This is a genomic window from Sphingomonas sp. LM7, from assembly GCF_002002925.1.
Lineage (GTDB): Bacteria > Pseudomonadota > Alphaproteobacteria > Sphingomonadales > Sphingomonadaceae > Sphingomonas.
Genome location: NZ_CP019511.1, coordinates 2,374,685 through 2,391,452 on the forward strand (window position 1 = coordinate 2,374,685; position 16,768 = coordinate 2,391,452).

Annotated in this window: 24 protein-coding genes and 1 pseudogene; 19 read left to right on the forward strand and 6 right to left on the reverse strand. The window is 64.8% G+C overall.

Features of this window, described 5'->3' with window-relative positions; all coding sequences use genetic code 11:
- From BXU08_RS10770 to BXU08_RS10790, 4 genes are all read left to right on the forward strand, one after another.
- Complete coding sequence (locus BXU08_RS10770; RefSeq protein ID WP_077510062.1) at window positions 1–579, forward strand: hypothetical protein; 579 nt, start codon at window positions 1–3, stop codon at window positions 577–579.
- 1,009 nt (window positions 580–1,588) lie between these two features.
- Window positions 1,589–2,275, forward strand: a complete 687-nt coding sequence (locus BXU08_RS20460; RefSeq protein ID WP_077512277.1) for a DNA/RNA non-specific endonuclease — start codon at window positions 1,589–1,591, stop codon at window positions 2,273–2,275.
- The gene (locus BXU08_RS10785; RefSeq protein ID WP_253190341.1) at window positions 2,262–2,672 is read left to right on the forward strand and encodes a hypothetical protein; all 411 of its coding nucleotides are present in this window, start codon (window positions 2,262–2,264) and stop codon (window positions 2,670–2,672) included. The genes BXU08_RS20460 and BXU08_RS10785 overlap by 14 nt, the downstream gene beginning before the upstream one ends.
- A gap of 58 nt (window positions 2,673–2,730) precedes the next feature.
- Window positions 2,731–3,204 carry a hypothetical protein gene (locus BXU08_RS10790; protein WP_216352868.1) on the forward strand — a complete coding sequence of 158 codons (474 nt, stop codon included), beginning with the start codon at window positions 2,731–2,733 and terminating at the stop codon, window positions 3,202–3,204.
- A 30-nt stretch (window positions 3,205–3,234) separates the two neighbouring features.
- Here BXU08_RS10790 and BXU08_RS10795 read toward each other — a convergent pair.
- Window positions 3,235–3,408: pseudogene (locus tag BXU08_RS10795) on the reverse strand (guanylate kinase); the annotation flags it as partial.
- A gap of 108 nt (window positions 3,409–3,516) precedes the next feature.
- Here BXU08_RS10795 and BXU08_RS10800 point away from each other — a divergent pair.
- The 3 genes from BXU08_RS10800 (at window position 3,517) to BXU08_RS10810 (ending at window position 5,396) form a co-directional block, all read left to right on the forward strand.
- Window positions 3,517–4,602: a hypothetical protein gene (locus tag BXU08_RS10800; RefSeq protein ID WP_077510065.1), complete on the forward strand. Its 1,086-nt coding sequence runs from the start codon at window positions 3,517–3,519 to the stop codon at window positions 4,600–4,602.
- Window positions 4,603–4,610: 8 nt separating this feature from the next.
- On the forward strand, window positions 4,611–5,051 hold the full coding sequence (locus tag BXU08_RS10805) for a hypothetical protein (RefSeq protein WP_077510066.1): 441 nt from the start codon (window positions 4,611–4,613) through the stop codon (window positions 5,049–5,051).
- Window positions 5,052–5,126: 75 nt separating this feature from the next.
- Entirely contained in the window at window positions 5,127–5,396 is a 270-nt protein-coding gene (locus BXU08_RS10810) for a hypothetical protein (protein ID WP_150125505.1), read from the forward strand.
- A gap of 3 nt (window positions 5,397–5,399) precedes the next feature.
- Here the strand turns inward: BXU08_RS10810 and gmk are convergent, their stop codons facing one another.
- The 4 genes from gmk to fumC all read right to left on the reverse strand — a co-directional run bounded on the left by gmk (window position 5,400) and on the right by fumC (window position 7,942).
- Window positions 5,400–6,050, reverse strand: coding sequence for a guanylate kinase (gmk, locus tag BXU08_RS10815; RefSeq protein WP_077510067.1), 651 nt, complete (start codon window positions 6,048–6,050; stop codon window positions 5,400–5,402).
- Window positions 6,051–6,086: 36 nt separating this feature from the next.
- Window positions 6,087–6,284, reverse strand: a complete 198-nt coding sequence (locus BXU08_RS10820; RefSeq protein ID WP_077510068.1) for a hypothetical protein — start codon at window positions 6,282–6,284, stop codon at window positions 6,087–6,089.
- A complete protein-coding gene (locus BXU08_RS10825) occupies window positions 6,281–6,472 on the reverse strand; it encodes a hypothetical protein (protein WP_077510069.1) in 192 nt (63 codons plus the stop codon). The genes BXU08_RS10820 and BXU08_RS10825 overlap by 4 nt, the downstream gene beginning before the upstream one ends.
- An 81-nt stretch (window positions 6,473–6,553) precedes the next feature.
- Complete coding sequence (gene fumC / locus BXU08_RS10830) at window positions 6,554–7,942, reverse strand: class II fumarate hydratase (RefSeq protein WP_253190342.1); 1,389 nt, start codon at window positions 7,940–7,942, stop codon at window positions 6,554–6,556.
- 185 nt (window positions 7,943–8,127) lie between these two features.
- Here fumC and BXU08_RS10835 point away from each other — a divergent pair, with 185 nt between their 5' ends.
- Together BXU08_RS10835 and BXU08_RS10840 are read left to right on the forward strand one after the other, a co-directional pair.
- Window positions 8,128–8,568, forward strand: coding sequence for a hypothetical protein (locus tag BXU08_RS10835; protein ID WP_077510071.1), 441 nt, complete (start codon window positions 8,128–8,130; stop codon window positions 8,566–8,568).
- A gap of 2 nt (window positions 8,569–8,570) precedes the next feature.
- Window positions 8,571–9,302 carry a TorF family putative porin gene (locus BXU08_RS10840; RefSeq protein WP_077510072.1) on the forward strand — a complete coding sequence of 244 codons (732 nt, stop codon included), beginning with the start codon at window positions 8,571–8,573 and terminating at the stop codon, window positions 9,300–9,302.
- A gap of 68 nt (window positions 9,303–9,370) precedes the next feature.
- Here BXU08_RS10840 and BXU08_RS10845 read toward each other — a convergent pair whose 3' ends face one another.
- Entirely contained in the window at window positions 9,371–9,853 is a 483-nt protein-coding gene (locus tag BXU08_RS10845; protein ID WP_077510073.1) for an SspB family protein, read from the reverse strand.
- Between the two features lie 100 nt (window positions 9,854–9,953).
- Between BXU08_RS10845 and hisB the strand changes: the two genes are divergently transcribed.
- The 10 genes from hisB to BXU08_RS10895 all read left to right on the forward strand — a co-directional run bounded on the left by hisB (window position 9,954) and on the right by BXU08_RS10895 (window position 16,699).
- Window positions 9,954–10,541, forward strand: coding sequence for an imidazoleglycerol-phosphate dehydratase HisB (hisB, locus tag BXU08_RS10850; protein WP_077510074.1), 588 nt, complete (start codon window positions 9,954–9,956; stop codon window positions 10,539–10,541).
- Entirely contained in the window at window positions 10,541–10,813 is a 273-nt protein-coding gene (locus BXU08_RS10855) for a YciI family protein (RefSeq protein WP_077510075.1), read from the forward strand. Before hisB ends, BXU08_RS10855 begins: the two co-directional genes overlap by 1 nt.
- Window positions 10,810–11,412, forward strand: coding sequence for an imidazole glycerol phosphate synthase subunit HisH (gene hisH / locus BXU08_RS10860; protein ID WP_077510076.1), 603 nt, complete (start codon window positions 10,810–10,812; stop codon window positions 11,410–11,412). The genes BXU08_RS10855 and hisH overlap by 4 nt, the downstream gene beginning before the upstream one ends.
- Entirely contained in the window at window positions 11,400–12,134 is a 735-nt protein-coding gene (hisA, locus tag BXU08_RS10865; protein ID WP_077510077.1) for a 1-(5-phosphoribosyl)-5-[(5-phosphoribosylamino)methylideneamino]imidazole-4-carboxamide isomerase, read from the forward strand. Before hisH ends, hisA begins: the two co-directional genes overlap by 13 nt.
- A 112-nt stretch (window positions 12,135–12,246) precedes the next feature.
- On the forward strand, window positions 12,247–13,005 hold the full coding sequence (gene hisF / locus BXU08_RS10870; RefSeq protein WP_077510078.1) for an imidazole glycerol phosphate synthase subunit HisF: 759 nt from the start codon (window positions 12,247–12,249) through the stop codon (window positions 13,003–13,005).
- A gap of 26 nt (window positions 13,006–13,031) precedes the next feature.
- Window positions 13,032–14,030 carry a L,D-transpeptidase gene (locus BXU08_RS10875; protein ID WP_077510079.1) on the forward strand — a complete coding sequence of 333 codons (999 nt, stop codon included), beginning with the start codon at window positions 13,032–13,034 and terminating at the stop codon, window positions 14,028–14,030.
- A gap of 50 nt (window positions 14,031–14,080) precedes the next feature.
- Window positions 14,081–14,272 carry a hypothetical protein gene (locus BXU08_RS10880; RefSeq protein WP_077510080.1) on the forward strand — a complete coding sequence of 64 codons (192 nt, stop codon included), beginning with the start codon at window positions 14,081–14,083 and terminating at the stop codon, window positions 14,270–14,272.
- Window positions 14,273–14,320: 48 nt separating this feature from the next.
- Window positions 14,321–14,641, forward strand: a complete 321-nt coding sequence (locus BXU08_RS10885; RefSeq protein ID WP_077510081.1) for a phosphoribosyl-ATP diphosphatase — start codon at window positions 14,321–14,323, stop codon at window positions 14,639–14,641.
- Entirely contained in the window at window positions 14,631–15,008 is a 378-nt protein-coding gene (locus tag BXU08_RS10890) for a histidine triad nucleotide-binding protein (RefSeq protein ID WP_077510082.1), read from the forward strand. Before BXU08_RS10885 ends, BXU08_RS10890 begins: the two co-directional genes overlap by 11 nt.
- A 98-nt stretch (window positions 15,009–15,106) precedes the next feature.
- Window positions 15,107–16,699: an amino acid permease gene (locus BXU08_RS10895; protein WP_077510083.1), complete on the forward strand. Its 1,593-nt coding sequence runs from the start codon at window positions 15,107–15,109 to the stop codon at window positions 16,697–16,699.
- Window positions 16,700–16,768: the final 69 nt, after the last annotated feature.

A 16,768-nucleotide genomic window follows, 5' to 3' on the forward strand; every position in this document is an offset into this window, starting at 1 on the left:
ATGCGCATCCTCCTGGCAGCCCTCGCCCTCGCCGTCCCCGCCGCCGCCTCGGCCCAGACCTCCGGTCGCTACGAGCAACTCACCCTCGCGGTGACCGGCAACACCGTCTCGGGCGTGTTCTCCGAAGCCCGCGCCGGCAATGGCAGCGAGGCGGCGCCGCAGTTCACTTGCATCTTCCTGCTGCGCGGAACGCTGAGTAACGGCCGCGGGCAAGTGCGCACCTGGTATCCCGGCGAGGAGCCGATCAAGGGCAGCCTGGCGTTCCGCGGCACGGAGGCTTCGCTGATGCTCCAGGCAAATCACGGCGGCTGCCTCAACACCAGCGGCGACATGGTCGGCCAGCCGTTCAAGGCCGATCTCGGCAAGGCCGCCAAGGGCTGGACCGGCGTCGCTTTGGTCACCGCCCGGCGCGCGGTGCTGCGCCCCAGCCCGGGCGCGGCCGCCAAGGCCCCCTATGTCGTCGATGGCGACGCGGTCGGCATCCTCGGTCGCCGCGCCGGCTGGCTGCGCGTCGCCTATGCCGGTGAGAGGACCGTCACCGGCTGGGTCCGCGCCGGCGAAGTGGCGGTCGCCGAATAGGCATTTGCGCTCCCTTGCAATGTTGGATTTCATTTGCTGGGATCGACGCGTCGCCGCCAGGCGGCCGCTCCTTGATATTGTCGCCCTCCTCTCGATGCCGCGTCGACCAACCCGTCGATGCGGCGTCAGCGTTACAAGGCGGGTACGCTTGGATGTCGCGTTGGTGTCGCGTTAGTGGCGCGTCGCAGATGCGTAAGTGGCGCTTCCGTGCCGCGTGGCCGCCGGGCCACTTTACTCCGAGTCAACCATCTCGAAGCCTGAATCTTTGAAAATCAAAGCATTAGCGAGTCAAGCAACGCTCCAAAACCTGCTTTTGCGTCAACTTCGTCACTTGACCCCGCTTGACCACGACGCTGCCGGCCACTGGTCAACCGATCGGTCCGGTCTCGACGGCCCCTTGGATCGGCGATTGACCTGTAGGAAAATGTTGCTCAAATGTTCTCGCCCTTGAGCAGCGGGGGCTACACATGGACATTGCAGCAGAACAGCGACGGCGCAGCTTTGGCGTCTGGTTACGCACCGGCAGGCGACCGACGCCTGGCGATCAACCCGAGGTCAAGTTCAATCCTTGGCATGACCCGAAGGACGGTCGGTTCACCTTTCGCGGGTCGGGTCGATACTATGATCCTGGCGGCGCAACCGCGCAGGAAAACGGCAGCGCTCCACGGATTAAGTTCGGCGGCTATGCCGAAGACCCTCGCCTGCCCCCTATTTCTACCAAGGAGGAGGCAGATGCCTGGCGGGCCGGGGAGCTAGCCAAATTTAGGTACGACTCCGACCGTCGGAGGGCCATCGAGGAGCAGTACCAGCGGTATCTGTTCAAACTCGCCAATCCACCTAGAACCCAGGCGGAAGCGATCCCGAATGTTGCCCGCTCCGATGATCACCAAAGCGGGGCGAGCAGCAATCCCGTTCTTCGCATCAAAGCGCCCGACGTGACGGCGCGAGCGCAAGTCCAGCCAAATCATCCGCTCCGCAAGCCCGGCAAAGGCGGGAATCCCGCGCAGAGATCGGAGAGGAATCCACGGATGGCGGCAGAGGGGGTTTCGGTGGCGGCGGTGCGACCGGAAGCTGGGGAGATCCGCCCGGGCGCCCCGCGCCGCAAAGGCAGAAACCCCGATCAGCGCGCGGTCTCTCGGAAGGTGGCGGCGAATCCGGCGGAGGAGGCGCGAGTGGGCGCTGGAATGACTCGCCCAAGCCGCAAGCAAAACACCCTGAAACGGCCCAGGTTGCGACGGTCGGTTCGCGCCCGACGGATCAGTGGCGACCGGTATCGAGCAACGGGTATCTCTATGAAATTGACGAGCAGAACCGCACGCGCCGAGTGTCGGGGGAGATCACCTTGAATTCCGAGCAGGGCCGTTCACGATCTGCACAACTTGCCGCAGGCGGTCCGGACAGGCGCGCGAGCGATCACGGCGGACATTATATAGCGCGCCGGTTCGACGGGCCGACCGAGGCTTTCAATCATTTCGCCCAGGACGGAAATTTCAACCAGAGCGACTACGCCAAACTGGAGGAAGAATGGGCGAGGGCCAAGCACGACGGCAAAAATGTGCGGGTCAAGATTGTCCCGGTTTACGAAGGTTCGTCCCAGCGACCATCAGTTCTCAATGTCTGGTTCTGGATAGATGGCGTTAGGAAGAGCAAGAAGTTCCCAAACGAACCTCAGGGAGGAAAGAGTGAAAAAGAATAGAACGGAAGAGCTGCTTGATCTGATCGGCCAGCTACTGGCCGAGGATACTGAGTACCCGCTGGAGGGCACGCTTCTGCACGCCGAAGTCGAACGAGCATCCGTGGGCCCCTCCATTTTCAAGAATCTGGGAAATCATATCCTGTATCGCGATCCCGATCTCGATCGGCTGGGCGATGCGCTACTCGATCTATGGTACGCCCAGGAAGGTGAGAAGCGCTGGGCCGAAATCGAGTATATCGTCCGCAATGGCCGGTTCGAGGCGACCTTCGTCTATCCTGAGGAAATCGACCCGGACGAAGAGCCGCTCGACCGCAGAACACGGATCGTAGCCCGGTATTTCGGGGACAAGCCAATCGTATATCCCCCCTGGGAAGAGCATGACAGCTTCCAGCTTTGATGCGAATAGCCCGCTTGATCACCCCGGCCGATACAAGCGGACCGCAGCGGAGAGGGGCATGATGTACGATCCCGCCGAAATCGCTCCCGATCTGGGCACTGTCAGCTCGGTGGACGACGTCGATCTCTCCCTCAGTAGCGAACTGCGGGACGCTCTGTCCGAAGCACGGTCATTTCTAACCTTCTTCGAGTGGGGAAATATCACATCGGAGTTCCTGGGAGCTCACTTCGACGGCATATTCTCGATCTTCCTGTTCGGAATCGAGCCCGGCCGCGACGATGTCGATCACTGGGTCTGGGTTTTCGTTGGAGACATCCCGCCCGCCTACATCACCTGCGAGGACGCCAAGAGCCCCTATGAGGCACTCGATGGCTATATCGGTGCGATGGAGGAGTGGGTGCAGGCGGCGCGCGACGGCGCATCGGTTGCGGATATGATCCCGGTCAACGTGCCGGCAACGCCTGAGTATGCGGCGGCGCTGGAGAGCCGCCTGAAATTTCTCGACGAGGAGATTCTGCCGCTTCTGAAGTGATGCCCGCCGGGGAGCGAACCTCGTACGTGCCTATTTGTTCAGTCCCCGGATGAACCCGATCAGCCCAGTCTGGCGCGAGCGCCGCAGCCGCTCCGCCTTGATGATCGTGTGGACCGACTCGAAGCACTGCTCGACTTCGTCGTTGACCAGCACATAGTCATAGCCGTCCCAGTGGCTGACCTCGGCGGTGGCGCGGGCCATGCGGGCGGAGCTGGGACAATCGAAGCCTCGTCGCGACGCCCCTGGATCAACGATTGACTTGTAGGAAAATGTTGCTCAAATGTTCTCGCCCTTGGAAAAGCGGGGCGACATATGGACATCGCGGCAGAACAGCGACGGCGCAGCTTTGGCATCTGGTTGCGCACCGGCAGGCGGCCAGACGTTCTGGGGTATGAGCGCAAGTTCAATCCCTGGCATGATCCGGAGAACGGCAAGTTTACGTTCGCCGGAGAGGGACGGTATTTCGCTCCTGGAAAGGGGGGCTTACCTGGCGGAAGGCGCCAGGACGCGCCGCCTCTCACGTTCCGCGAAGACCCATCGATACCACCCTTCAATAGTGACGAGGAAATCGACGCGTGGGCGGCAGAAGTACTCGCGATACATGGAAAAAAGCTTGGCGCTAAAGCTGCGATTGAAAGCCGCAGCGAGCTTCACAAGAAAGCGCTTGCGTCACGTCCACGAAATCCGCTGCGCAAGGCGGGGGACTTCGTACACGGGTTCGGTCAGGGAGTTTCCGACGTCGGAAAGGCAGCGGCTGCCGGTCTCTATTCGCTGGTGACCACGCACCCTGCCACCACCGTGCGCAACCTCGAGTTCGGTCTCGCTCGCATGATAGACGATGCGATCGAGGCCGAAGATACGCCTGCTCATATTCAAATCAGCCGGGCAGCACATTCCATAGCTAACGCGTCGGCGCACGACATCGGTTATGCCATTGGGTCATTAGGCGGCAATGTGGGATTGGCAGTCGTGCCGGGCGCTGTGGTCACTAAAGTTTCCACGGCGGCGCGCATCGGCACGGCCGGAAAGATCGCCGCGGCCTCCGAGAGTGCGAGCGCCCAATTCGGCACCGCGGTATCAACCAACTATCGAACCACCTTTTTCGACGCCCATCCCAACCTCAAGGACAGGGTGGTCGTACATCACGCTGTCGAGCAGCAGATTATGAGGCGATTTCCCGACGTTGTGACGAAGAGCGAGATACATTCTCTCGAAAACCTCCGCGGCATTCCCCGCGACCTTAATTCAAAAGTGCACCTCAGCGAAATCCGCAAAGAGTGGAATAGATTTTATAAGAACTATGAGGCGAGAGGAATAAATCCCTCCAAAGATGAAATCCTGAAGAAAGCAACTGAGATAGATTCAAAATACGGTTCGCGTTTCAACCCTAAGCGCTGAGAGGCCCGATGACAAAATATTACAGCGTAGAGCCGGAAGTCGCCGGAAGCTGGGGAGCTGACACCAAAATCATCAGGATACCGGGGAAGCTCGTCACGGCTGACCGGCTCCACTACGAATTTGATGGTTGGCTCGGCGACGATCTGCTCGAGAGCACGCCATTCTACATCGCTACGGCAAAGCTATCCGAAGCAATCTTGGAGTCACGCCTGTCCGGTGCCGAGTTCGAGGATGTGAAGATATCGAAATCGCCGCAGTTCGAGGACCTGCATCCAAACCGCGATTTGCCAAAATTTCTCTGGATGAAGCCGGGCAGCAACCCGTCGCGAGACGATTTTGGCCTGACCCCTAATCTCCAGCTTATCGTTTCGGCGCGGGCGCTCGCCGTGCTGGAAAGCTTCGAGATCGCCCACGCCTCGATAGAACCGATCGGCAGCGGAACTGGCTGACAGTGTGACCCCTGTGTGACTTTCCATTCGCAAGATGCGCGCCCGGTGGCGCGGACATGATGGGGATATCAAGCCATGATGGACCAAATGGCGCGAGCCATCGCCAACCTGGTCATGTTTCTGGAGTTCTCACCGCAGGATATCCTGGATGAGGACGCTGCCATGCAAGCGCTGGAGCAACTTGCCGGCGATCTCAACGCACTCGACGAATCGTCGCAGCACGCTTTGTCGGCGAGCTTTCGGTCGATAGCATCGAACTATGAAGGCGAAGACAGGACCTTCGTAGAACAGTTACCGGAAGCACTTGGACTGCATGGCACGGTCGGCGAAGACCAGCCCGAATGAAGCCTACTTATTCAGCCCGCGGATGAACCCGATCAGCCCGGTCTGGCGCGAGCGGCGCAGGCGTTCGGCCTTGATCACGGTGTGGACCGACTCGAAGCACTGCTCGACTTCGTCGTTGACCAGCACATAGTCATAGCCGTCCCAGTGACTGACCTCGGCGGTGGCGCGGGCCATGCGGGCGTCGATCACTTCGACCGAGTCGGTGGCGCGCTTGAGCAGCCGCTCGTGCAGGATCTTGAGCGACGGCGGCAGGATGAACGCGCGGACCACGTCGCCGCCGGCGAGCTGGAACAGCTGCTGCGCGCCCTGCCAGTCGATGTCGAACAGCACGTCGCGGCCCGAGGCGAGGATCTTGTTCACCCCCTCGCGCGGGGTGCCGTAGCGATGGTCGAACACGTGCGCCCATTCGAGGAACTCGTTGTTCGACACCATCTCGCGGAATTTCTCGAGGTCGACGAAATGATAGTCGACGCCATCGACTTCGCCCGGGCGGATCGGCCGGGTAGTGTACGACACCGACATTTCGAGGAACGAGTCCGCCTTCAGCAGCTTGCGCGCGATAGTCGACTTGCCTGCCCCCGACGGCGAGGACAGCACGAAGAGGACGCCGCGGCGGCGGAATTTGTGCGGATCGTTCTCGGTGCGATGGGGCATGGGCGCTACTGGCGTGCGGACTCGGCCCCCGTCAAGTCACGCCTTGCGCTGCTTTCGGCGATCGGCGCGCATCTTCCACAGGCCATAGCCGCCCGCGAGGACGAGCCCCGGCACGCCCATCCGGGTGATCGCGCGCTGGGCGACATAGCCGATCGCGGCGCCCTTGACTCCGCCGCGGCCGTCGCGCCGGTCGATCCGATTGCCGATGAAGGCGCCGATCAGGTTGCGGATCATATCGCGCTCTCCGAATTGGCGAAGCGATGCACGCCATAGGCGATCGCGCCGAACACCAGCACCGCGGGAACGACGTTCTTGGCGATCTTCCACGCCGCGACTCCGGCTACCGCGCCGAGCGTGCCGCCCTCGCCGTCGCTGGCATCGATCTTGTGGCCAATAAAGGCGGCGATTGCGTTGCCGATCATGTGGGGCTCCTGAAAGCTGTTCGGGAGCTAAGCGGTCGAAGCCCGCTCAAGTTCCTCCCCGTTCCGGGGAGGAATTCGGAGTTACCGCCCGATCATCGTCTCAGGCTTCACATATTGGTCGAACGTCGCCTCATCGACCAGCCCGAGCTCGAGTCCGGCTTGCTTGAGCGTCAGCCCCTTTTCGTGCGCGTATTTGGCGATCTTGGCCGAATTGTCATAGCCGATCACCGGCGCCAGCGCGGTCACCAGCATCAGCGAGCGGCCGACCAGGTCGGCGATCTGCTTCTCGTTCGCCTCGGTGCCGTCGACGCAGCGCTCTGCGAAGCTGGTCATTCCCACTGCAAGCAAGTGGATCGAGCGCAGCACATTGGCGCCGATCAGCGGCATGAACACGTTGAGCTCGAAATGCCCCTGCATGCCGCCGACCGTCACCGCCTGGTTGTTGCCGATCACCTGCGCCGCGACCATCGTCAGCGATTCGCACTGGGTCGGGTTGACCTTGCCCGGCATGATCGAGCTGCCAGGCTCGTTGGCCGGCAGCGACAGCTCGCCCAGCCCCGAGCGCGGTCCCGAGCCAAGGAAGCGGATGTCGTTGGCGATCTTGTTGAGCGCCACCGCCAGCGTGTTGAGCGCGCCCGAGAAGAACACGAGACCATCCTTGGCCGCGAGCTGCTCGAACTTGTTCGGCGCGCTCTCGAACGCCGTTCCGGCGATGTCGCTGATCGCCGCGGTCATGTCCTCGGCCCAGCCCGCCGGCGCGTTGAGCCCGGTGCCGACCGCAGTGCCGCCGATCGCCAGCTTGCGGATATTGCCGTTGAGCGCGCCTTCGATCCGCGCCTTGCAGCTCACCAGCTGTGCGGCATAGCCCGAAAATTCCTGGCCCAGCGTCAGCGGCGTCGCATCCTGGGTGTGGGTGCGGCCGATCTTGACGATATGATCCCAGGCCTCGGCCTTGGCAGTGAGCGAGGCGGTGAGCTGATCGAGCGCCGGGATCAGCACGTCGCGGGTGGCGATCGCAGTGGCAACGTGCAGCGCGGTCGGGAAGCTGTCGTTCGACGACTGGCTCATATTGACGTGATCGTTGGGGTGCACCGGCGATTTGCCGCCCTTGTTGCCGGTCAGCACTTCGTTGGCGCGCCCGGCGATCACTTCGTTGACGTTCATGTTGGTCTGGGTGCCGCTGCCGGTCTGCCAGATCACCAGCGGGAACTGGTCGTCGAGCTTGCCCGCGACGATCTCCTGCGCCGCGGCCTCGATCGCATCGACCACCGTGGCGTCGAGCCCGTGCTTGCGGTTCACCCGCGCCGCGGCCTGCTTCACGATTGCCTGGGCATGGACGATGCCAAGCGGCATCCGCTCCATCGCGCCGAACGGGAAATTCTCGATCGAACGCTGGGTCTGCGCGCCCCAATAGCTGTCCGCGGGAACTTCGATGGCGCCGATCGAATCGGTTTCGGTGCGAGTGGTCACAGCTTCCTCCATCCATTCCGCCGCGCGGGGCGATTAGTCGCCGCGGGCTCTAGCGGCTGCGCGGGCAGATTGCCAAGCGGCTGCGTAAGGAAGTGTTTCCGGGCGGTTGCGCGTCCCGCCGGGCGTCCCCATTCGGCGGATGTCACCGGCCAGCATGGGCCTGGGCACCGCAAGGAGAGATCATCATGAGCATCGTTCTGGCACTGGGCCTGATGGCCGCGATCGACCCGGCCCTTCCCGCCATCGAGCATCGCACGCGTGTCAAGCATGCCGAGGGCGCAGTGGACGCACTCTACAAGACGCGCGTGTCGATCAGCCACCGCCAGATCGGCAGCGCCACCAAGCCGGGCACGCCCGCGACATTGCGCTGCGTGTGGCGGGCGAACATCCATGTCGAGCGCAGCGCGGTCCACGGATCGGGGGCGAGCCTGAGCCGCCAGATCGCGCGCGACGGCGTCGTCGAGGGGCATCAGCCCGGCTGGTGCAATGGCGGGCGCAACGCTATCGCCGCGCAGGTCGCCCGCCGCACCGGCGAGATCCACGACCAGGTGGTCGCGCTGGCGCGCGAGGACGAAAGCGTCCTCCAGGCGGAACTCGAGCGGCTGAACGGAAATCGGCAAGGATGACAATGCGTACCCTAGTGTTCACTACGATCCTGATTGGCGGCATCACCTCGCTTCCGGCACAGGCACAGCGCCTGACCGGCGGGATCGAGGCGGCGACCGACGAAAGCCGCCGCGGCCTGAGCTGGAGCGAGGGACGGATCGCGACTTCGGCAGACCTGCTCGTGCCGTTCGGCCCGCTGGAGGCATCGGCGCGCGTTGCCACCGTGCGCGATTCGGTGCGTCACGACGGCGCCGAGGTGGTCGCCGATCTGGAGCTTGGCGCCGTGACCGACCTGGGGCCGTTCCGCGTGCGCGGACACGTCACCGGGCATGTCTTCGCCGGCGCGCGCAGCAGAATGGACTATATCGAGCTGGGCGGCAGCGGCAGCTACAGCCTCGGCCCGGTCCAGCTGAACGCGGGCGCTGTCTATGCGCCCGACCAGTCGGCGATCGGCGGGAGCAACCTTTACCTCTACGCCGGCGCCAATGCCGGGGTGCCGATGACCCCGCTCAGCGCTTCCGCGGCGATCGGGCGAAGCTCGGGCGACACCGACGATCCCATCCGTGCCGCGCGGTTGCGGCCGACCGGGACCTACAACGACTGGCGGATCGGACTGGAATATAACAGCTTCCCGATCACCTTTGGGCTCGATTATGTCGGCACCGATATCGAGAACCGCCCGGGCCTGTCGCCCTTCGCCGATGCGCGCCACAGCGGCGACCGCCTGATCGGCCGGGCGCGGATTTCGTTCTAGGGATTACAGATAGCGCCCGGCAGTATGCTCAGGCTTGCCTCCGGCGGAGTAATCCGTCCCCGGACCGATTACTTCTTCCGCTTGAAATCCACCGAGACGACATTCGAGCCGTCGTCCGCCGGGGTGATCGTCGGGCCGTCATTCTCGGCCTCTTCGTGCGGCTCCGGGCCTTCGGGCACGTCCTGTGCCTGAAAGCGCAACTCGAAGTTTACCGCGGGATCGTGGAAGCCGGTGATCGCCGAGAATGGGATGTTGAGCATCGCCGGCACCTGGTTGAAGCTCAGCCCCACCGAGAATTTGCTGTCGTCGACCTTGAGATCCCAGAACCGGTGCTGGAGGACGATCGTCATCTCGTCGGGAAAGCGCTCGATCAGCCGCTGGGGGATGTCCACCCCCGGCGCATGCGTCTTGAAGGTGATGTAGAAATGGTGCGCACCCGGCAGAGCCTGGGTCGCGGCGACCGTTCCCAGGACGCGTCCTACCACGGCGCGCAGCGCCTCTTGGACGATTTCGTCATAGGGAATCAGGCTGTCGGGCACTTGCACAGTCATTGGCCTTGGGTAGCGTCTCGTGCCCACGGGTCAAGCGTATGCTGCTTGCCCCCAAGCAAGGCTATTTTGCTTGGGGCCGCGCGCCCGCTATGGGGGCGCGATGCGCACCGCCACGATCAGCCGTAAGACGAGCGAAACCTCGGTAGAGGTCACCGTGAACCTCGACGGCACCGGCGCCTATGCGGTTTCGACCGGCATCGGCTTTTTCGATCACATGCTCGAGCAGCTCAGCCGCCATTCGCTGATCGACATGGACGTCAAGACAGTAGGCGACCTCCATATCGACCAGCATCATACGGTCGAGGACACCGGCCTCGCGATCGGCGAGGCGGTTGCCAAGGCGCTGGGCGACAAGAAGGGCATCCGCCGCTACGCCGACGCGCTATCGCCGATGGACGAGACGCTGGCGCGGGTGGCGATCGACATCTCCGGCCGGCCCTTCCTCGTCTGGAAGACCGAGTTCAGCCAGAAGCGCCTCGGAGAGATGGATACCGAGATGTTCGAACACTGGTTCCACAGCTTCGCCCAAACCGCGGGCGTGACGCTCCATGTCGAGACGCTCTACGGCAGCAACAACCACCATATCGCCGAGGCCATGTTCAAGGGTCTCGCCCGGGCGCTGCGCGAGGCGATCGAAATCGATCCGCGCAAGGCCGACGCAATCCCCAGCACCAAGGGCGTACTCTGATGATCATCGTGCTCCTCCGCTACACCGGCGACGTCACGCCGCACCGCGATGCGCATGTCGCCTGGCTGCGCACTGCGCTGGCCGAGGGCCGGCTGATCACCGCCGGCCGCCAGCCCGAAACCGGCGGCGTGCTGATCGCGCGCGGCGATCGGAGCGAAATCGAGGCATGGGCGGCGCAGGATCCGTACCGGCTCGCCGGCGTGGCCGAGAACGACTTCGTCGAGTTCACCCCGAGCATGGCTGCGCCGGGGCTGGAATCGCTGCTTCCGTGAGCGTCGCGCTGATCGATTACGGCGCGGGCAATCTCCACTCGGTCCACAATGCGCTCAAGGCTGCAGGCGCCGAAGGACTCGTCATCACCGCCGATCCGGGAGCAGTCGCGAAGGCCGATCGCATCGTATTGCCCGGCGTCGGCGCATTCGGCGCCTGCGCGGCGGGGCTGCGTGGCATCGACGGCATGATCGCGGCGCTGGAGCAGCGCGTGCTGAAGGATGGTGCGCCCTTCCTCGGCGTGTGTGTCGGCATGCAATTGATGGCCACCACCGGCGAAGAACTCGGCACGCATGCCGGGTTAGGCTGGATCCCGGGCGTCGTGCGCCAGCTGCCGCCCTCCCCCAGCGTCCGCGTGCCGCATATGGGCTGGAACGATGTGATCCCCGCCGCCGAGCACCCGCTGATCGAAGCCGGCGAGGCCTATTTCCTCCACAGCTTCGCCTTCGAAGGCGATGCCGTGCTGGCGACCACCGAGCATGGCGGCCCGGTCACCGCCGCGATCGGCCGCGACAACCTGGCCGGCGTCCAGTTCCACCCCGAAAAGAGCCAGCGCTTTGGGCTGGCGCTGCTGGAGAGATTCCTCGCATGGCGTCCTTGATCGTCTTCCCCGCCATCGATCTCAAAGGCGGGCAGGTCGTCCGCCTCGCCGAGGGCGATATGGACCGCGCCACTATCTATGGCGACGATCCCGCCGCGCAGGCGGAGCGCTTTGCCAATGCCGGCGCCGAATGGCTCCACGTCGTCGATCTGGACGGCGCCTTTGCAGGCGAATCGGTCAATGGAGGCGCAGTGGCGTCGATCCTCGGGCGCTTCGGCGGCAAGGTCCAATTGGGCGGCGGCATCCGCAATCGCGATTCGATCGCGCGCTGGCTCGATCTCGGCGTCGAACGCGTAGTGATCGGCACCGCAGCGCTGGAGAATCCGGATCTGGTCCGCGAAGCCGCACGCGAGAATCCCGGGCGGATCGTCGTCGCGGTGGACGCACGCGACGGCATGGTCGCGACGCATGGCTGGGCCGATGTCTCCGACGTGTCGGTGGCCGACCTCGCCCGCCGCTTCGAGGATGCCGGCGTGGCGGCGTTGTTGTTCACCGACGTCGGCCGCGACGGGCTGCTCAAGGGGTGCAATGTCGAGGCGACGGTTGCACTGGCGCGCGCAGTTTCGATCCCGGTAATCGCCAGCGGCGGAGTAACCGATATCGGCGACATCCATGCGCTCAAGGGGCACGTCGGCGACGGGATCGAAGGCGTCATCACCGGGCGGGCGCTGTACGACGGCCGACTCGATCTCGCCGAAGCGATCGGAGTGGCAAAGGGATGAGCGCGCACCGATCGCTGCCCTCTCGCTTGCGGGAGGGGGAGGGCCTGCCAATTCAGGCTGATCGCTCGCTGCCTTCCTCTCCCCTAACTCCTCCTGCAAGCGGGAGGGGAATTTGACCGTCCGTGCCCGCGTCATCCCCTGCCTCGACGTGGCCGGAGGCCGCGTCGTCAAGGGCGTCAACTTCATCGACCTGATCGACGCCGGCGATCCGGTCGAGCAGGCACGCGCCTATGACGCCGCCGGCGCCGACGAGCTCTGCTTCCTCGATATCGGCGCCAGCCATGAGGGCCGGGGAACGATGGTCGACGTCGTCCGCCGCACGGCAGAGGTCTGCTTCATGCCGCTCACCGTCGGCGGCGGGGTGCGCAGCGTCGAGGACGCCCGCGCGCTGCTGCTCGCCGGCGCCGACAAGGTCGCGGTCAATTCCGCCGCGGTATCCCGCCCCGAAGTCGTCGCGGAGATCGCCGACCGGATGGGCAGCCAGTGCGTCGTCGCCTCGGTCGATGCACGCCGCGTCGGCGAACGCTGGGAAGTGTTCACCCATGGCGGCCGACGTGAGACCGGGATCGACGCCGTCGAACATGCGCTCAAGCTCGCCGAGCTCGGCGCCGGCGAACTGCTCGTCACATCGATGGACCGCGACGGGACGCGCGACGGCTATGACCTCGAACTGATCCGCGCGATCGCCGACCAGGTGACCGTGCCGGTGGTGGCATCGGGCGGCGTCGGCAACCTCAGCCACCTCGTCGCGGGCATCCGCGACGGCAATGCTTCCGCAGTGCTCGCCGCATCGATCTTCCACTTTGGCGAGGCGACCATCGCCGAAGCGCATGCGGCGCTGGCGGCGGCAGGGATTCCGGTTCGGAGTTGAGCCACGACCTGACAGGAGTGAAGCGTATGAAGCGATCGGCCATCCTGCTTTCCTTCCTGATCGCTGCCGCGGCGATCGCCACGCCCGCTCTCGCCCAGGGATCCAAAGCCAGCTCCGCAGTCGAACTGGCGCGCGCGGCGGACCGGCTCAAGCCTGGCGAATGGGTGTGGGCGCCGCAAGTCGCGCCCAAGGGGCCGGTGCTCGTCTATGTCGATCTCTCCGCCCAGCGCGCGACGGTCTATCGCAACGGCGTGCGGATCGCAGTGAGCACGGTCTCCTCGGGCAAGCCCGGCCATGAGACGCCGACCGGGGTGTTCACCATCCTCCAGAAGGACGCCAAACACCGTTCGAGCAAATATAGCAGCGCGCCGATGCCCTATATGCAGCGGCTGACCTGGGACGGCGTCGCGCTCCATGCCGGCGGATTGCCCGGCTATCCCGAAAGCCATGGCTGCGTGCACTTGCCTTACAGTTTTGCCCAGGCAGTGTTCGGGATCACCGGGCTGGGCGCGACCGTGGTCGTGCAGGGCGATGCCGCCGACCATGTCCGCACCAGCGACGCCAGCCTGCTCGCCCCGTTCGATGCCAGGGGAACGCCGCTCGCCGACCGCCAGCTCGACGGCGAGGAATATCGCTGGCAGCCCGATCTGGCGCCTGCCGGTCCGCTGACCATCATCGTCTCGAAAAGCGACCAGCGTATCGTCGTGCTTCGCGGCGGAATCGAGATCGGCCGCGCCGCGGCGCATATCGACGACGACGATCCCGGCAGCCACGTCATCACGCTGGCCGCGGCACCCGACGGATCGCCGCGCTGGATCTATGTCGGCCTGCCCGGGCACGAGGAGGAAGCCGGCCGCGCGATCGACGAGTCGGTGCTCAACAAGGTGCGGATGCCCCGCGCCTTCTACCGGTCGGTGCGCGGCGCGCTGGCCCGCGGCACGACGATCCTCGTCACCCAATCACGCGTCGGGGCGAGCCCGGGCCGGAAGATCACGATCATGGATGCCGTCAATCCAACGCCCTGACGCGGCCTTCCCAAGGGAAAATTAATGTGCCGCGGCTAGGCTCCGCGGCCATGCTCCGCATCGCCCTTGCCTTGTTGGTCGCCACCCCCGCACTGGCCGCCGCGCCGCACAGCGGCGTTGCCGGCGCGCGCTCGATGCCCGAGCTTTCGGACCTCGCCTTGTTCGCCTGCGCCGCGTTCGGCGTGTGGTTCGTGCGCAACCGCCTGCGCGCCCGCTTCCGCCGCAACGCGTCCAAGGATTGACAGGCTCCAAGGATTGACAGGCGCGAGCCGCTCCCGCAGCCGGGGCGGATGGCAGATAGTCTCGACGCCCTCGAAGCCGTGATCCGCGAACGCCGCGCCGGCGATCCGGATAGCTCCTATGTCGCCAGGCTGACCGCCCGCGGCCGCGCCAAGATCGCCCAAAAGCTCGGCGAGGAAGCCGTCGAGACGGTGATCGCGGCGATCGAGGACGACAAGGCCGGGATGGTCAGCGAAGCCGCCGACCTGGTCTTCCATCTCGCCATTCTCCTCGCCGACGCCGGGCTCAGCCTCGACGACGTCCGCGCCGAACTCGCCCGCCGCCAAGGCGTGTCGGGCATCGATGAAAAGGCCAGCCGACATGCCGATTGACGCCACCCAGCCCTATGACGATCAGAACATCTTCGCGAAGATCCTGCGCGGCGAGATCCCGTCAAAGGCCGTCTATGAAGACGATCACGCGCTCGCCTTCCACGACATCAATCCACAGGCGCCGCAACACATATTGGTGATCCCCAAGGGCCCTTATGTCAGCTGGGACGATTTCGCCGCCAAGGCGTCCGACGCCGAGATCGCAGGCTTCGTCCGCGCCGTCGGCCATGTTGCGCGCGAAGCGGGGCTGGTCGCCCCCGGCTATCGGCTGCTCGCCAATACCGGCATCAACGCGCACCAGGAGGTGCCGCACCTCCACGTCCATCTCTTTGCCGGGCGGCAGCTGGGTCCGATGCTGACGCGCTGAACCGCCGCACTAAGGGATTGCGCGACCGGGTTTTGCGGCTAGGCTCGCGCCTTTCGAACTAAGGGGCAGCGCACCAAGACGCTGCAAGGGGACCATTCATGATATTCGGGCGCGTAAAGTCTCTCGACGCGATTCTGCTAACCGCAGAGCGAAAATCGCTCACGCGAACGCTCGGCGCGTTCCAGCTGACCATGCTGGGCGTCGGCGCGATCATCGGCACCGGCATCTTCGTGCTGACCGCCGAAGCCGCACAGAAGGCCGGGCCGGGCATGATGCTCAGCTTCATCATCGCAGGCTTCGTCTGCGCGGTCGCCGCGCTCTGCTACTCCGAAATGGCGTCGATGGTGCCGGTCTCCGGCTCAGCCTATACCTATAGCTATGCCGTGATGGGCGAGCTGCTTGCCTGGATGGTCGGCTGGGCGCTGGTCCTCGAATATGCCGTCGCGGCTGGCGCCGTCTCGGTCGGCTGGTCGGGCTATTTCGTCGGGTTGCTGCGCGAATATCTGGGCGTCGCCCTGCCCGACACGATCGTCAACGCCGACGCGCTGATCGCCCATATCCAGGTCCTGTTCGGCGCGGCGCCGAGCGAGGCCATCCAGACCGCGATCGCCACCGGCGGCTATGTGAACCTGCCCGCGATGCTGATCGCGCTGCTCGTCACCTGGCTGCTCGTCGTCGGCACCAAGGAGAGCGCCTTCGTCAACGCCATCCTGGTGATGGTAAAGATCGCTGCGCTCACCGTCTTCGTCATCCTGGCGCTGCCGGTGATGAACTCGGAGAATTTCCAGCCCTTCGCGCCACTCGGCTTCGGCGGCATCTCGGCCGCCGCGGCATCGATCTTCTTCGCCTATGTCGGCTTCGACGCGGTCTCGACCGCTGCCGAGGAAACCAAGAATCCGCAGCGCAACATGCCGATCGGCCTGATCGGCTCGCTCGCGCTCTGCACCATCTTCTACATCCTCGTCGCTGCCGGCGTGATCGGCTCGGTCGGTGCGCAGCCGCTGGTCGATGCGGCCGGCAAGGGCATCGCGCCGGGTTCGACCGAACTGGCCGCGGCCTGCGCCAATATCGCGGGCGAAGCGGTGGTCTGCTCGAAGGAAGCGCTGGCCTGGACGCTGCGCTCGATCGGCTGGCAGCAGATCGGCAACCTCATCGGCCTCGCCGCCGGCATCGCCCTCCCCTCGGTCATCCTGATGATGATGTTCGGCCAGACCCGCATCTTCTTCGTGATGAGCCGCGACGGCCTGCTGCCCGAGAAGCTCAGCAAGGTGCATCCGAAATACGGCACGCCGCACGTCGTGACGATCATCACCGGCGTGTTCGTGGCGATGTTCGCGGCGCTGTTCCCGGTAGGCGCGCTGGCCGACATCTCCAACTCGGGCACGCTGTTCGCGTTCGCGATGGTGGCGATCGCCGTGCTGGTGCTGCGCAAGACCGATCCGAACCGCATCCGTCCGTTCCGCACGCCCGCGATCGTGGTCGTCGCGCCGCTCGCAGTGGCCGGCTGCCTGTACCTGTTCTTCAGCCTCTCCTGGTACACGCTCGGCCTGTTCGTCGCCTGGGCGGCGCTGGGGCTGGTCGTCTACTTCGCCTACAGCCGCAACCACAGCCATGTCGGCAAGGGGCTGGTCGAGGTCCACGAGCCCGAGGCGTATGAGGATCTCCAGCCGCCAGTGCCCGGCACGCACTGAGGCTGGCATCGACAAGATAACGAAGGGCCGGAGGCGCAATCCTCCGGCCCTTTTTTTGCGTTCCGATGC